This window comes from Halomonas sp. DP1Y21-3, assembly GCF_019801245.1.
Lineage (GTDB): Bacteria > Pseudomonadota > Gammaproteobacteria > Pseudomonadales > Halomonadaceae > Halomonas > Halomonas litopenaei.
Window position 1 is genome coordinate 324,200 of the sequence record NZ_JAHVJM010000002.1, and the last position, 15,198, is coordinate 339,397.

11 protein-coding genes are annotated in these 15,198 nt (G+C 66.2%); 1 reads left to right on the forward strand and 10 read right to left on the reverse strand.

What is annotated here, in order from left to right:
- Positions 1-15: 15 nt before the first annotated feature.
- The 6 genes from KUV74_RS06670 to ptsP form a co-directional block, all read right to left on the reverse strand.
- Positions 16-1,428, reverse strand: coding sequence for a hybrid sensor histidine kinase/response regulator (locus tag KUV74_RS06670; RefSeq protein ID WP_261395159.1), 1,413 nt, complete (start codon positions 1,426-1,428; stop codon positions 16-18).
- Positions 1,412-2,617: a nitric oxide-sensing protein NosP gene (nosP, locus tag KUV74_RS06675; protein ID WP_222515963.1), complete on the reverse strand. Its 1,206-nt coding sequence runs from the start codon at positions 2,615-2,617 to the stop codon at positions 1,412-1,414. The genes KUV74_RS06670 and nosP overlap by 17 nt, the downstream gene beginning before the upstream one ends.
- 97 nt (positions 2,618-2,714) lie before the next feature.
- On the reverse strand, positions 2,715-3,287 hold the full coding sequence (locus KUV74_RS06680) for an antibiotic biosynthesis monooxygenase (protein ID WP_204248979.1): 573 nt from the start codon (positions 3,285-3,287) through the stop codon (positions 2,715-2,717).
- A gap of 410 nt (positions 3,288-3,697) precedes the next feature.
- Positions 3,698-5,461 (reverse strand): PTS fructose-like transporter subunit IIB, encoded by a 1,764-nt coding sequence (locus KUV74_RS06685; RefSeq protein ID WP_222515964.1) that lies wholly within the window; start codon positions 5,459-5,461, stop codon positions 3,698-3,700.
- On the reverse strand, positions 5,458-6,459 hold the full coding sequence (locus KUV74_RS06690) for a 1-phosphofructokinase family hexose kinase (protein WP_222515965.1): 1,002 nt from the start codon (positions 6,457-6,459) through the stop codon (positions 5,458-5,460). Before KUV74_RS06690 ends, KUV74_RS06685 begins: the two co-directional genes overlap by 4 nt.
- Positions 6,456-9,344, reverse strand: a complete 2,889-nt coding sequence (gene ptsP / locus KUV74_RS06695) for a phosphoenolpyruvate--protein phosphotransferase (protein ID WP_222515966.1) — start codon at positions 9,342-9,344, stop codon at positions 6,456-6,458. The genes KUV74_RS06690 and ptsP overlap by 4 nt, the downstream gene beginning before the upstream one ends.
- A 331-nt stretch (positions 9,345-9,675) precedes the next feature.
- On the opposite strand from ptsP, the gene cra reads away from it, so the two are divergent.
- Positions 9,676-10,674: a catabolite repressor/activator gene (gene cra / locus KUV74_RS06700; protein WP_213229162.1), complete on the forward strand. Its 999-nt coding sequence runs from the start codon at positions 9,676-9,678 to the stop codon at positions 10,672-10,674.
- Between the two features lie 53 nt (positions 10,675-10,727).
- Here the strand turns inward: cra and KUV74_RS06705 are convergent, their stop codons facing one another.
- The 4 genes from KUV74_RS06705 to KUV74_RS06720 form a co-directional block, all read right to left on the reverse strand.
- Entirely contained in the window at positions 10,728-12,902 is a 2,175-nt protein-coding gene (locus tag KUV74_RS06705) for an ATP-binding protein (protein ID WP_108448257.1), read from the reverse strand.
- A gap of 166 nt (positions 12,903-13,068) precedes the next feature.
- The gene (locus KUV74_RS06710; RefSeq protein ID WP_231498610.1) at positions 13,069-13,482 is read right to left on the reverse strand and encodes a molybdopterin-dependent oxidoreductase; all 414 of its coding nucleotides are present in this window, start codon (positions 13,480-13,482) and stop codon (positions 13,069-13,071) included.
- 242 nt (positions 13,483-13,724) lie between these two features.
- Positions 13,725-14,543, reverse strand: coding sequence for a DUF2189 domain-containing protein (locus tag KUV74_RS06715; protein WP_045994083.1), 819 nt, complete (start codon positions 14,541-14,543; stop codon positions 13,725-13,727).
- 221 nt (positions 14,544-14,764) lie between these two features.
- Entirely contained in the window at positions 14,765-15,193 is a 429-nt protein-coding gene (locus KUV74_RS06720; protein WP_213229158.1) for a universal stress protein, read from the reverse strand.
- Positions 15,194-15,198: the final 5 nt, after the last annotated feature.

Below are 15,198 nucleotides of genomic sequence, written 5' to 3' on the forward strand. Positions count from 1 at the left end.
CCAAGGCAAGACGGCTCAACCGACGTCGAGCAGGTGCATCAGTGCCTGACGCAGGCGCAGAGGCTTCAGCGGCTTCAGTAGACAGGGGAAGCCAAGCTCACGACAACGCCGCTTGATCTCGGCGTCGTGGTTGGCGGTGATCAGTATCGGGGCCAGGTCTATATGAGAGCCGGCCAGGCGCTGGGCCAGGGCCAGACCATCTTCTTCGTCGCTGGACAGGTGGTAGTCGATCATCACCACCGTTGGCGACTGCCTATCCATGCCCTGTGTCTCGTGACGCTCGGCCAGGCTCTGTTCCAGTTCAACCACTCGCGACGCCAGGCGCGCCCGACATCCCCAGCCACCCAGCAGCGCGCTCATGCCCTCGAGGATGGCGGGATCGTTGTCCAGCACCCATACCTCGGTACTCTGCAGTTGACGCGTGCCGGCCTGCTGCAGGGTCGAGGCCGACGGGGCCACCGCACGCGCCGGGCGAGCGCAGGGCACGCTTACCGAGAACTGGGCGCCCTGGCCGGGTCGGCTATTGAGGGTGATGGGGTGATCGAGCAGGCGGGTGATGCGATCGACGATGGCAAGCCCCAGCCCCAGCCCGCGCTCCTGCCCCGGGGCTGCGGCGTTGCCGCGGCGAAACTCCAGAAATATCTCGTCACGGCGAGCCTCGTCGATGCCCGGACCGGTATCCCCCACCAGGATCTCGAGCCAGTACTGCTGGCCGACCCGACGTCTGCGACAGCCGAGCAGCACCCGCCCCGACTCGGTGTAGCGCACGGCGTTGGACATCAGGTTGCGAATCACCCGGGCCAGCAGCGCCAGGTCGGACTCGACCCAGGCGGAACTCGGCACATAGCGAAACGCCAGACCGCGGGCGCCGGCCATCTGACGAAATTCCTCGGCGAGCGCATCCAGCAGTTGCGAGACGGCGAAGGGGGCCACGTCCGGGGTCAGCACTCCGGCATCCAGTCGCGAGATGTCGACCAGGGTCCCCAGCAGCAATTCCACGTCGCTGAGCGAGCGATCGATACGCTGCACCAGGCGGCCGGATTCTTCCGGCAGCTTTCGCTCTTCCAGGGCGCTGGCAAACAGCCGCGCGGCGTTGAGCGGCTGCAGCAGGTCGTGGCTGACCGCCGCCAGGAAGCGGGTCTTGGAGGCATTGGCGGCCTCGGCGTCGCGCCGGGCCTCCTCCAGACGGGCATTGGTTTCGGCCAGTTCATCCAGGGTTCGGTGCAGGGTCTCGGTGCGCTCGCGCACCTGCTCGGCGAGCAGCACCGCGTGCTCGAAGGCACCATAGGGTGCCCCGCCCGCCCCGGCGGACTCGACCCGCTCGATCAGCGCCTGGCAGATCCGGCGTAACCGATGGTTTTCCTCCAGCAGTTCCTGTTCCAGTGCACTGCTGGCGCGATCCTGCCTTGGCTCACCGACCAGATCCAATCGCCACCCCCGTGAAGGTCTGGTTGATATGCATGCCGTGGTGCTGCTCACCGTAGGTGTTGAAGCCCACCACCGAGGCCCTGGAAAGTCGCTCTGAGGCGTCGTCGATCTGCGCAAGCGCCTCGAACTCCAGCCGCCTGAGAAAGCAGTCACAGCCGATGATCAACTGAGGTCGCCCCAATCGGCGCTGAAGGCCCCCCAGGGTATCGTCGAGGGCCTCGAGAATCGGCGTGCCGGCCATGGCGGTCAGCACGATGCCGGTCTCCACCGCGCAGTAGAAGCTGAGGCTACCGTCGGCGTTGGCACGCTGGATCGAGCGGACGTAGTAGGCGTCGCCCAGCTTGACCGCCAACGGGTGGCGGGCAAACACGCCCTCATCGAGCTCGCTTGGCAAGACACCGACCAGCCGAGCGTACTCGTCCACCGCGGGCAGGGCATTGAGCTCCAGCACACGCCGGCCCGCAGGGTCGGCGCGGGTGACCACTAGCTTGTCACGGCGTGCCGCCAGGTGATGGGTCGAGAACACCTCGAAGGGATGGTGGGTGGTGATCAGCACCACCACCGCCGCCGCGCTGTGAAAGCGCCCACCGGCAAACACATGGGTATGCGCCAGTCGGTTGTCGTCCCCAGCCGAGCCACCGAAGCTCGGGATACCTCCCAGGGCGGCGTCCAGAGTGGTCAGCACCTGCTCTTCGCTGGCCGACAGCCCATCGAGCAGGGTCAGCGCGAAGGCCTCGCCATCCAGATGCCCCCTGGCGGTGGCAAGAAGCGACTCCACCCGACGCTGGGCGTCGATCAGGGAGACGCTCTCGAGGTCCTCGAGCAGGGTGGTGGCCACGCCAAAATGACGGCGATCGAACCCGATGGCGACGATGGACCCGCGCTCGTACCCCAGCGGGGTGATCTCACCCGCCGTGGTGCAACCCGCCAGCGGCAGCCCACCGAAGGTCGACTCCAGGGCCTGGGCCAGGGGGTCCAGCGCGTATTCGGCGCTGACGAAGAACAGCACGAAACCCAGGTCGGGATGATAGAGCTCGTGATGCAGCTCACGCGCCGCCTGTTCAGCCTTGGGGTGGCGGCTGGCCGCCACCTTGAGTCCCAGCGACGCAAGCTCTTGTTGTTCTGGTGTAGGGCGCTCCCGCGCGGTGATGTCACCTTCCACGCGGGGCGCCGTGCTCGCACTGCCCATGGGCTGTCCTCAAGATCCGCGGCAACGCCGCATGACCTGAGTGTAGGCGCGAGCAGTGGCCAGACTCAATGCGAGCCGGGAGGGCCGCCTGTCAGCCTCAGCTGCGGCGCAGACGCAGGCTCAGGCGAGCGCCACGTCCGGGCGGCGCCTGAAGCCAGGGCGCCAGCAGGCGGGTAGACAGGGGGATGAAAAGGAACACCATCACCGGGGTCAGCATCAGGGTGCTGGCGAGTACCCGAGGAACCAGCGGCAAGGTCGCCAGGGTATCGCCCAACAGCCACTGGAACATCAGCGACACCGGGAAGAACGCCAGCCAGATGGCGATCGCCTGCTTCCAGCGCGGCGGCACCCTGGGGCCGGGGCTGGTGAACCAGCTGTCGAGTCCCAGGGCACGCCGCTCCTGGGGGGCCTCGAACAGGCCGGCACCACGCTCGAGCCAGGCACGGCGCGAGGCGGAATGCTCCCAGCGTGCGAGGGTATCGGTGTCCTGAAAGCGAAAGATGATCTGATACTCGTCGTCGCCGGGGGGCGGCGCCAGGATGCCGGAGCCGAGATAGCCGGGAAAGTCCGCCGCCAGCTCGCGGCCTTCATCGAGCCACAGGGTGAAGTCGCGGTAGCGTCCACGCGCCACGCGGCGGGCCACCATGAGTGTCACGGGTTCGCTTGACATGGGATCTCCTCATCAATCGGACGTACCGCCTCGTGCCAGCTCACGCCGACTTTCGCCGGCCTTCACAAGAAAACGGTCGTCCTTGTCAGGCCCCGGGTGGGGGCCGCCTGGGCCCGGTAAGGCCCTGTCCCGGCTGAGGTGGGGTCGCCACCTGCTCCGGGTCCTGCCTAGCATGAGGCAAGAAGCGCGCCATTATGCCATGCGCTCGGAATTTTTCCGTCTTTTTACTGAGAATCCAGCAAAATACCAGTCGATCATTTCGTTAAAGGGTCAAGAACAAAAAAAATGGCCCGACCTGTCAGGCCGAGCCATTGAGCAATACCCTTCATCGTGCACCAGTGAGAGGCACCCAGGGCGCCACCTGCACCTTGCTGGCCGTCAACCGCCGGTGAGTGCCGAGCCCCCCCATATCAGGCCCCCTCGCCCACCGGCATGGAGGCCGTCTCGCCGCGCTTGATGGCGGCGTAGCCGAGCCCGGTCACCAGCGAGCCCACGACGATCGCCAGCAGGTACCACAACACTGGAGTAATCGCATTTGGAATCAACAGCACGAATACACCGCCATGGGGGGCCATCAGCTTGGCGCCCACCAGCATCGAGATGGCACCGGTGATGGCGCCGCCCAGCATGCTGATGGGAATCACCCGCAGCGGGTCCTTGGCGGCGAAGGGAATCGCGCCCTCGCTGATGAAGCACAGCCCCAGCACGAAGGAGGCCTTGCCGGCCTCGCGCTCGGGGTCGGCAAACTTGCGCCCGGCGACGAAGGTGGCGATGCCCATGCCGATCGCCGGCACCATGCCGGCGGCCATGATCGCCGCCATGGGGGCGTAGGTCTCGGAGGCGAGCAGGCCCACCCCGAAAGTGTAGGCCGCCTTGTTGACCGGTCCCCCCAGGTCGAAGCACATCATCGCGCCGAGCAGAATCCCCAGCAGCACCGCATTGGTGGAGCCCATGCTCTCGAGGAAGGCGGTCAGTGCCTCGAGCACCCCGGCCACCGGCTCACCGACCACATAGATCATCACCAGACCGGTGACCAGACTCGCGACCAGCGGGATGATCAGGATCGGCTTGAGTGACTCGACGCTGGAAGGCAGCTTGACGTAGCGGGTCACCGCCTTGGCCACGTAGCCGGCCAGAAAGCCCGCCAGGATACCGCCGATAAAGCCGGCACCGATGTTCGACGCCAGCATGCCACCTATCATGCCCGGGGCGATGCCGGGGCGATCGGCGATGGAATAGGCGATGTAGCCGGCCAGCACCGGCACCATCAGGGCGAAGGCGGTGCCCCCACCGATCTCCATCAAGGCGGCAGGCAGGGTGCCCTCCTCCTTGAAGGCCTCGATGCCGAAGACGAAGGACAGCGCGATCAAGAGGCCCCCGGCTACCACCATGGGCAGCATGAAGGACACTCCGGTCAGCAGGTGCTTGTAGACGCCCTTCTCCTTGAAGCTCTTGGCGGACTCGGCCCTGGCACCGCCATCCGCGCTTTCCACCTGGGCCTCGACCAGCGCTGCCTCGATGGTCTGGCGCGACTTCTTCAGGGCGTTGCCGGTGGACGTGCGGTAGATCCGCTTGCCGGCAAAGCGGGTGGGATCGACCTCGATATCGCAGGCCAGGATGACCAGATCCGCCTGGGCGATCTCGTCGTCGGTCAACTGATCCTGAGCGCCCACCGAGCCCTGGGTCTCGACGCGTACCTGATGGCCGAGCCCACGCCCTGCCTCGGCCAGTGCCTCGGCGGCCATGAAGGTGTGGGCGACCCCGGTGGGACAGGCGGTCACCGCGACGATGCGCGCCTCGTCGCTGACGTCTGCAGCCACGGGGCCATTCCCTGAAGCGCTGGCCGCCTCATCGTTGAGGGGGGTAAACACCTGGGCGTCGCGGGCCGCCCGCTCGAGAAAGTCCGACGGGTCGCTCAGGGCATCTTCCAGGCTGCCACGATACAGGCGCTTGCCGCTGAAGCGGTGGGCCCCGGCGATGGGTTCGCCCACCGCGATCACCAGCTCGGCCGCGGCCAGGGTCTGGTGGGACAGGGTCTCGACCGGTGCCAGGCTCGAGTGCACCTCGGTGGAGAGCTGCCAGCCCTTGGCCTCGGCGGCAGGGGTCAGGCGCTGGGCGGCCAGGTAGCTCGTGACGCTGCCGCCGGGGCAGGTCGTCAACAGGATCACGTTCATGCAAGTACTCCCCGGGCTTCGACGTCATTGAGGCGCCGCACCCTGGTGTCGGAAAGAAGGTCGGAGAAATCGGAGGCGTCGGCCCGGCCCACGCCGGTGTGGCGCACCGCCTCGGCGGACAGCGCCGTGGCAAACCTCAGCGCCTGTTCCACAGGCGCCTCGCACAGCACGCCGTGCAGCATGGCGGCAAACAGGGTATCGCCGGCACATACGGTATTGGCCACCCTGACCGCAGGAGGCAGCGACTGCCACAGGCCATGCGGACCCAGCCAGGTCACACCGTCGGCACCGGCGGAAATCAGCACGTCGCCGACGCCGGCGGCGTAAAGCTCAAGGGCTGCACGCTGAACGTCGACGTCTGTTGCAATGTCACGATCCGCCCAGTCGGCCAGCTCCTCCAGGTTGGGCTTCACCGCGTCGGCCCCCGCCTTGACCGCTGCCTTGAGCGCCTCGCCGCTGGTGTCCACCCACACGGGTACGCCGGTGGCCTTGATCCGAGTGATCAGTTCGGCCAGCGCCGAAGCGCCGACTCCCGGTGGCTGGCTGCCGCCGATCATTACCGCGGCGGGGCGCAGCGCAGGCGTCGTCAGGCGCGCCTCGATGGTGGCGATCAGGCGCTGCCAGGCGTCGGCATCGACGCTGAGTCCCGGCGCATTGATATCGCTGACGCGACCGTCGGCCTCGCTCAGCTTGGTGTTGATGCGGGTGGCGCCGGGCAATCGCACAAAGGCGTCCTCGACCCCCATCTCGGCGAAGGCATCGACGAAGGGCGAGTCGTTGTCACTGCCCAGAAAGCCGGTGACACAGACCGGGTGGCCCAGGGCGGCGAGCACCCGCGCCATGTTGACGCCCTTGCCGGCGGCGGTCAGCTCGACTGACTCGGCGCGGTGCAGCGCACCTGGCGTCAGCCGGTCCACAGCGACAGACAGGTCCAGCGCCGGGTTGGCCGAAATGGTCAGCACCGGTGGCTTGACGGCATTGCCGGATATCTCGCTCATTGGTTCGCCTCCAGCTCTCTGCGCACGTCCCGGGCGGTGGGAGCGGCCAATGCCAGGGCGGCGAGTTCCCGGGCCCGGGTGGTGGAGACCGACGCCAGGCGTGCCTTGACCATGGGTACCTGGCGGGCGCTCACCGACAGCTCGTCGATGCCGAGGCCAACCAGCACCGGAATCGCCTGGCGGTCGCTGGCCAGCTCACCGCACACGCCGACCCACTTGCCATGGGCATGGGCCGCCTGGACGGTCATCTGGATCAGCCGCAGCACCGCCGGGTGCAGGCCGTCGGACTCCCCGGAAAGCTCAGGATGACCACGGTCGATGGCCAGGGTGTACTGGGTCAGGTCGTTGGTGCCGATGGAGAAGAAGTCGACCTCGGGCGCCAGGCTCGGCGCCAGCAGCGCGCAGGACGGCACCTCGATCATCACGCCCAGCTGCAGGCGGTCGCCGTCTCGGCTGACGCCGAGTTCGCGCAGCACCTCATCGAAGATCGCACGGGCGGCGCGGAACTCATCCAGGTCCTTGACCATGGGCAGCATGATGCGCAGCGGCCGGCCGTCGGCGGCCTTCACCAGGGCGCTGAACTGATCGCGCAGCACCTGGGGACGCCTGAGGGCCAGACGAATGCCACGCAGGCCGAGGAAGGGGTTGTCCTCCTGGGGCAGTGGCCAGTAAGCCAGCGGCTTGTCGCCACCCACGTCCAGGGTCCGCGCCACCAGCGGGCGGCCGTCCAGAGCATCCAGGGCTTCGCGATATTCGCGCTCCTGGGTCTCCACGTCCGGCAGCGAGGCGTGGGCCATGAACAAAAACTCGGTACGCAGCAGCCCCACCCCCTCGGCGCCGCGCGATACGGCGTCGCGGGCGTGGGCGGTATTGCCCAGGTTGGCGACCACCTCCACGCGGGTACCATCCTCGGTCCGGGCGTCCTCGAAGCGAGCGTCCCAGGCACGTGCCTTGAGCGCCTCCAGCGCTTCCATGCGCGCCTCGAAGCGCTCGCGACGCGCTTGCGAGGGTGCCGGCAAGACCCAGCCTTCATCGCCGTCGAGCAGCATCTCAGTGCCATTTTCGAGCGCCAGCACGCCGGCACCGGCACCGACTACCGCCGGTATCCCTAGTGCCCGGGCGAGTATCGCGCTGTGGGCGGTGGCGCCGCCCCGGGCGGTGAGGATGCCGCGAACCCGCTCGGTGTCCAGGCGGGCGACATCGGACGGACCGATATCGTCGGTCACCAGCAGGTAAGGCACGGCCGGCGGCTCGGGCAGCTCGACGTCGCACAGGATACCCAGCACACGACGGCCGACGTCACGCAGATCCGCGGCTCGTTCGGCCAGCAGGCGATCGGCCAGCTGTTCCTGGGCGCGGGCGGCGACGTCGATGGCCTGCCACCAGGCGGCCTCGGCGGAAAGCCCCTCGTCGATGCCCTCGCGCGCGGCCTGGGCCAGTTCCGGGTCTTCGAGCATTTCCTCATGCATCGACAGAATGGCGGCGACCTCGCCTCCGGCGGTCCGGGCGATCAGGGCCTTGAGCTGCTCGCCGCCCTGGGCGATGGCCCGCTCGAGGCGCTGTCGCTCTAACGCGGAGTCCGCCGCCTCGCGGGGATAGTCGAAGTCCGGGGTCTTGATCACGAAAAGCGGCGCCACCGCGAGTCCCGGCGATGCGGCCACCGCTTCCAGCGGCTGGTCGGCGGGCGGCATGCTTGCCGCCACCGGCTCCGCGACCGCCTGCTCGGCTTCGCCTTGCGACACAGCCGAAGACGCCAGTGGCGTCACCTGCTCCCCCAGACCATCGTTGATCGCCTCGACCAGCGATGTCAGCGCCTGTTCGGCACCCTCGCCTCGCGCCGACAGGATCAGCTCCTGTCCTCGTCTGGCACCAAGACCGATCACCTTGGTCAGCGACGCCGCCGACACCGGGCGTCCGCTGCCCTCGGCCAGGCGCACCTGCACGGCGACCCCGCTTTCGCGTGCCTTCTGGACCAGCACCTTGGCCGGACGCGCGTGAAGCCCATGGGCGTTGAGCAGGCGTACGCGACGACTCTGGGCCGAGCCACCTTCGCCAGCCAGCAGCGCCAGCCAGTCGTCGGCGTCCCGCTCGCGCAGATGGGCGGCGTCGGACTCATCCAGTGACGCCACCAGCGACACGATGGCGTCGGCCAGCGGGCGTCCAGCCTCGCCATGGGAGGCCAGGCACAACACCGCCTCGACGTCGCTGCCCTGATGCTGGACGGGCTTGGCCGGCGTCACCGCAGCGAGTGCCGGCGTGGACACGCCGGCTTCGCTGGACGCAAGCCACAGCCCCCGTCCCAGGTGCGTCGGCATGGAGGTGACCATCTCGGCAAGATAGGCGGTATCGACCAATGCCAGCTGGCGCAGCCGCTGAGCCCCGGCCAGCGCCAGATCGAGCAGGTCGTCGGCGCGATGGCCCAGCACCAGGGTGTCCTGGTCCAGTCGCGGGCGAACCACCGGCCGAGCCAGCAGCTCGGTGATCTCCTCGGCGCTGCTCGCCTGGGCCAGGCGTTCGGAGACACCGTCCCGGTCGAGCACGTGGGTCAGGCTTCTGAGGATATCCAGGTGCTCATCACTCTGGGCGGCGATGGTCACCAATACATGAACGAGGTTGCCGTCGTGCCAGCGCACGCCCTCGGGGAACTGCAGCACCCGCACCCCGGTGCGATGCACCGCGCCTCGACTCTCGGGGGTGCCGTGGGGGATGGCGATGCCATTGCCAAGCCAGGTGGAAGACTGGGACTCCCGATCGACCAGGCCCTGGCGGTAGCCGTCATCGACCAGGCTGGCCGCCTTCAGGGTGTCAAAGGCGGCGTCGAGGGCGTGGCGCCAGCTCTCGGCACGACAATCCAGCAGGATGTCGTCGGCGTTCAGCGTCAGCATGAAGGGCTCTCCTGGGTGAGGTGCAGCGTTTCCTCACCGGTATCGGTTGAACGGTGTCGGCGAGGAGGTCCAGCGCCCCGGCACTGCCGGGATGCAACAGATACAGCGCACGCCGGATGCTGGGATCACCTGGCTTCGGCAAATACAAAATGCTCGAAAGCTGAATCGTGTCACCTCACCATGCCACAATGCTGGTACGATTCAGCGCACATGGCAAGTCGCAAAAGCTACGACTTTGGCAGGGGGACACTGCTGCCATGCCAGGTAGACTAGAGGGAATTGACACCTTGTCGCCGTGACCACGCCCGACGCCTTCAATGGAGACACCCGCATGACCTTGGCCGAAATTGCCCGCCTGGCCGGCGTTTCCCGCACCACCGCCAGCTACATCGTCAATGGCAAGGCCAGGGAGCGCCGTATTCGTCAGGACACCGTGGACCGAGTGATGGCGGTGGTGGCGGAGCATGGCTACCGTGTCGATGCCCAGGCGGCGGCCCTGCGGCGCGGCAGCAGCCGCATCCTGGGGCTGATCGTGCCGGACCTGGAAAACTCGAGCTACGCCCGCCTGGCCAAGCACCTGGAACGCGGAGCGCGGGCCCAGGGCTACCAGCTGCTGATCGTCGGCTCCGACGACCAGCCCGACAGCGAGCGGGACCTGGCCCTGTCACTGCGCGCCCAACGCTGCGAGGCGTTGATCGTGGCAAGTTGTCTGGCGCAGCCGGAGTCCTTCTATACCGAATTGATGCACGAGGGTTTGCCGATCATCGCCATCGACCGGGGCCTGCCCGAGGCGAGCTTCGCCAGCGTCGTCAGCAATGACCGCGAGGCCGCCGAACAGCTCACACGCTCACTGATGACGCCGGCAGTCAAAAGCGTGCTATGGCTCGATGCGGTGCCACACCTTTCGATCACCGAAGAGCGCCGTGCCGGCTTCCGCGCAGGCGTGGAGGGACGCGAGCTCGAGTGCACCCTGGAAAGCGGCGATCACTATGCCCGCGAGGAAGGCGCCAGGCTGCTGGCTGACTACATCGACAAGAAGGGACTGCCCGACGCCCTGGTAACCGCGTCCTACATTCTGCTGGAAGGCGCCCTGGACGAACTGATTGCACGCGGCGGCCTGCCCCCGCGTCTGGCCATGGCGAGTTTCGGCGACAACCGCCTGCTGGACTTCCTGCCGCTGGCGGTCAACTCCGCCGTCCAGGATCATCGGGGCATCGCCGAGCAGGCCCTGGCGCTGGCGATGGATGCGGTGCGGGGTGAATACCGGGCCCAACGGGTGGTGGTGCCACGACATCCGCGCTGGCGGCGTCCCCGTCCCCAAGGCAACTGAGCCACTGAGCCGTCCACCTGCACCAGCAACACAGCGGGACGCCGAAGCCGACCTCAGGTCTGGGAAGCGCGCCTCTCGCTGCGGGCAAAGGCCGCCAGGGTGCGTTCAAGCAGCTCAGGCAGCGCATCGATGACGCCTCTGGCATCCTCGATGCAGCCATCCAGGGCACAACGCTCCAGCGCTCGCGCCGCCTCGGCCAGAGCCATGGCGCCGACGCCAGCGGCCTCGCCCCTGAGCTGATGGGCCAGTTGGGCCAGCGGCTCCTCCTCGCCTCGCCGGTAGGCGCTCTGGATCTCCGGCAAGCGTTCGCGCGCCTGTCGCCCGAACAGGTCCACCAGAGCATCCCGGCGCTCGCCCCCAAGCCCTTCGTCCAGGGCATCGAGCGTATCGGCATTGATCAGTGAGGTGATACCCCTCGGAGTCGTCGAGGTCTCGGACTCTCCCAGCAGGTGGCGCTTGAGCACCATCAGCAGCGTGCCCATCAACAGCGGCTTGGTCAGATAGTCGTTCATGCCGGCGGCCATGCAGTCCGACTCATCGTGACTGGCGCCACCAGCGGTCATCGCCACCACGGGGACCTCACTACGCCAGTCGGAAAAGCTGCGAAGGCGTCGGGTGACCTCGCGACCATCCAGATCAGGCATCTGGACATCCATCAATATCAGGTCAAAACGGCGCTGTGAGCAGAGAGCCAGCGCTTCCTTGCCGCAGGAAGCCAGGGTAGCCGAACAGCCGAGGCGTTCCAGCATCGCGATCGCCACTTCCTGGTTGACCAGATTGTCTTCCACCACCAGCAGATCCGCCTCGGCGAGCTGTTTGGGATGCGCGCGCGCCCTGGCCACCGTCAGCGGTTGACGGCGGGGTTCGTCACAGGGCACCAGCGGCAATCGGAACCAGAAGCGACTGCCCTTGCCTCGGCGGCTGTCGACCCCTATCTCGCCCCCCATGGCCACTACCAGGCGCTTGGAAATCGCAAGGCCCAGACCGGTGCCGCCATAGCGCCGGGCGACGGAGGCATCGCCCTGGCGGAAGGGCTCGAACAGCTGAGGCAGCAGGGACGCCTCGACGCCCTGACCGGTATCCACCACGTCGAACTGCACCCAGCCTTCGTCCACCGGCGCTACCGACAGCCTCACCATGCCGCGATCGGTAAACTTGATGGCGTTGGCCAGCAGGTTGAGCAGCACCTGTCGAAGCCGGCCCGGGTCCCCCTGGAGTCGTGCCGGCAGCGTCTCGTCCACGTGGCCAAGCAAGCGCAACCGCTTGTCGAGTGCGCGCGGACGAAACAGCTCCAGCGCATCTTCGATCAAGGCATCGAGTGCCACCGGCTGAACATCCAGCTCCATGCGTCCTGCCTCGATCTTGGAGAAGTCGAGGATGTCATCGATCATGCCCATCAGCTGGCGGGCGCTGTCATGAATGGTGTGCGAGTAGCGGCTGGCGGGCTCCGACAGTTCGAGATCACGCAGCAGTTCGCTCATGCCGATGACGCCGTTGAGCGGCGTGCGGATCTCGTGGCTCACCGTCGCCAGAAAGTCGGACTTGGCCTGACTGGCGGACTGAGCGCGCCGGGCACTGATTTCCAGTTCGCCGCTCAGCGTCTCCAGTGCCTTGCGCGAGGCCTCGTTATCACGGGCTTCCTTGAAAAGCACGGCAAGCATGACCCCTCCGGCCAGGCTCATACCGAGGATCATCACCAGCAGCAACAGGTACAGTCGCTGCAGACGAACACGCTCTGCGGTATTGATCTCGGCCAGATGGCCGTTGACGGCCATGATCAACCTTTCGGTCTCGGTGGATAGCGCGGCAAGATGCTGGTCAAGAACGGCCTCTGCCTCGCTATCGAGGGACGCCAGGGCACTGACCTCGGCATCCAGGTCCTGCATCAGGCTGATGATGATCGACAGTTGGCGACGCGCGGCCGGAGCCTCCTCGACCAGATCGTGAATGTCGCTGTGGCGAAACAGGTTCAGTCGACTGAACAACAGGTCGAACTCGAGCCTGAAGCCGGCCAGCTGTTCGGGTCCATGCTCCCCGAACAACAGGTGATTGCGCAGCAACACCACGTCTCGGTCCAGCTTGTAGGAATGCCAGGTGATATCCTCCACCACCTGGTGGGAAAGATTGTCATGGCGCCAGGCGACCAGACCGATCACCACCATGGCGGCGGCAAAGAAGGTCAGTGCCGCCACGGCACTGAATACCAGTCTCAGAGGATAGCGTCGCATACGGAACGGATGCGCCGAGCACCCTCCTCCTTGGGTCGGGAATCTGCTGGCAGAATGTTCGGGTCGACACCAGCCGATACACCGGGATCACTCACTATGGTATTGGGGCGCTGCACTCCCTGCCTTGCCTCCTGATGGCCTTCGACCGATCTCCCGGTGACATTGATCACGGGACCTCGATGGCATCTACCTGCCACACCGAGCGAAACTGGACCGACTCGTTAAGTAGTTCTGGATGATCATCGAAAGGGTACAACACGAACAGCGGGCCGAAGTTTCGCACCGACATCGCTTCGCCGTCCTGCTTCATGGCCAGGATGACGTCATAGCGATAGGCATCGGAGACCGGGATATCGGCCACGAAGCCGTTCAAGGCGTGCACGCGAATGCTGTCGGCGGTGACACCGGCGGATTCCAGCACGCTGCGGAGCAGCGGCCCCTCGAAACGGCTGGCCTGGCTATGCCACGGGGTATCGGTCACCAGCGCACGACTCTCCAGATCGTCGAGCATGGCACGATCCAGCAGAAGCTGTGCATCCACATTGGTGTTCTGGATATTGCCCGATACTTTAAGCAGCACAGGCCCCTCCGGAGCTGGCAGAGGCTGGGAATGGGCCTGGCCGATTCCCCCTGCTACCAACAGCCCCAGGAGGACACCCACCTGGCAAAGGAAAGCTGGCACCCGCATGACGTCTCCTGACTCTTTCTGCAGGAGTAGATTACGTGATCGAGCGCCAAAGGTCAGTCTGCGGGCCCCTCGAGCTTTGCTGGTTCAGGAAAACGCCCCCTGTAGGGGCGTCTTCACGGACCAGGATGCCGCCCTCAGGCGCCGGGGTCGTCCAGCCGTTCGCACACCACCAGGTCTTCGTAGGCGTGCCAGCTCGCGTGCCCCAGTACCGGCAGAATCAAGGCAAGCCCGATATAGAAGGTGGCCATCCCCACCAGTACGCAGCCGGTGAGAATCGCTGCCCACAGCAGCATCGGTCGGAAATTGCGTGCCACCGAACGAATACTGGCCTCGATGCCCTCCATGAACGTCAGGTCCTGATCCATCAGGGTTGGAATCGCGACCACGCTGATGGAAAAGGCGCCAAACGCCAGCACACAGCCAAAGGCCAGCCCCACCACCAGCATGCCGAGGCCTTCCGGCGTAGTCAGAAGTGACGCATAGACCGTGGACGGATCCGGCGACTGGAGACCGAAGAACAGGGCAAACAGCAAGGTGGCCAGGCGAATCCAGGCGAGAAAGAAGATCATCATCATCACGCCCATCATGGCCAGTTGCCCGGTGTGGCCGCGCCAGGCGCCAAAGGCATCCCCCAGGGTCGGCGAGCGGCCTTCTTCCAGCGCCCTGCTGATCCCGTAGGAGCCCACCGCCACCAGCGGCCCGATGAACATGAAGCCGGCCACCAGCGGCAACAGCCAATGCCACAGTCCCAGCGTCAGCGCCCCTGCCGTGACGGCGATGCTGAGCCCGACCCAGAACATGCCATAGGAAAGGCTGACCGCAGTGGCGGCCCGAAAGTCCTCGAATCCCGAAGATAACCACACCCTGGGCCGCCCCATACCGACGTTCTTGATGGAGATCTTTACCCTGGCCCCGCTCGACTCCTTGTCGTGTCGTGATGCTGCTGCACTCATCATCTACTCCCCCTTGTACCCACGGATGACGGTTGCCACCGCCCACCTGTCACGGGAGTCAAGGGGCAAGATGCGAGGTTCCTTCACGCCATCGCCGGCGCCCATCGACTCTAATTTGACTGTAGTTGATGGGCCCTGGATTCGCCTTCAACCTACGCAAGCTTACGAAAACGCCCCCTCATGTGAGGGGGCGTCGATGGCGCTAGCGCTTGCCGTCTGGGTCAACGCACGATCATCACCGAACACTTGCTGTGATGGACGACGTGCTCGGCGTTGGGGCCGATCACGTAGTCGGCGAACTTGCGCTTGGTATGCGAGGCCATGACGATCAGGTCGGCATCGATCTTCTTGCCGACCTTGATGATGGCTTCCCAGGGGGAGCCATCGGCGATGATCGCCTGAGCCTTCAGGTCCTCCGGCACGTGCTCGACGATGAAGTCATGCTGCGCCTTCTGTACCGCTTCATGGGCCTTCTTGGCGAAGTCCTTGGGGAAGTAGGACCCCACCAGCGGCATGCGGTAGTCCGGCAACACCGTCACCAGGTGCAGGCTGGCACCAAAGTTGCGGCACAGCGAGAGCGCCACCGGCAGTGCCCTCTCCCACGACGATGGCTCATTGAGATCGACCGGTAACAGGATTTTCTGGTACATGACGG

Excerpts from the sequence above, each read along its gene's own strand:
- KUV74_RS06685 (WP_222515964.1), bottom strand. The coding sequence starts at position 5,461 with ATGAACGTGATCCTGTTGACGACCTGCCCCGGCGGCAGCGTCACGAGC.
- cra (WP_213229162.1), top strand. The coding sequence starts at position 9,676 with ATGACCTTGGCCGAAATTGCCCGCCTGGCCGGCGTTTCCCGCACCACC.
- ptsP (WP_222515966.1), bottom strand. The coding sequence starts at position 9,344 with ATGCTGACGCTGAACGCCGACGACATCCTGCTGGATTGTCGTGCCGAG.
- KUV74_RS06680 (WP_204248979.1), bottom strand. The coding sequence starts at position 3,287 with ATGTCAAGCGAACCCGTGACACTCATGGTGGCCCGCCGCGTGGCGCGT.
- KUV74_RS06720 (WP_213229158.1), bottom strand. The coding sequence starts at position 15,193 with ATGTACCAGAAAATCCTGTTACCGGTCGATCTCAATGAGCCATCGTCG.
- KUV74_RS06705 (WP_108448257.1), bottom strand. The coding sequence starts at position 12,902 with ATGCGACGCTATCCTCTGAGACTGGTATTCAGTGCCGTGGCGGCACTG.
- nosP (WP_222515963.1), bottom strand. The coding sequence starts at position 2,617 with ATGGGCAGTGCGAGCACGGCGCCCCGCGTGGAAGGTGACATCACCGCG.
- KUV74_RS06715 (WP_045994083.1), bottom strand. The coding sequence starts at position 14,543 with ATGAGTGCAGCAGCATCACGACACGACAAGGAGTCGAGCGGGGCCAGG.
- KUV74_RS06690 (WP_222515965.1), bottom strand. The coding sequence starts at position 6,459 with ATGAGCGAGATATCCGGCAATGCCGTCAAGCCACCGGTGCTGACCATT.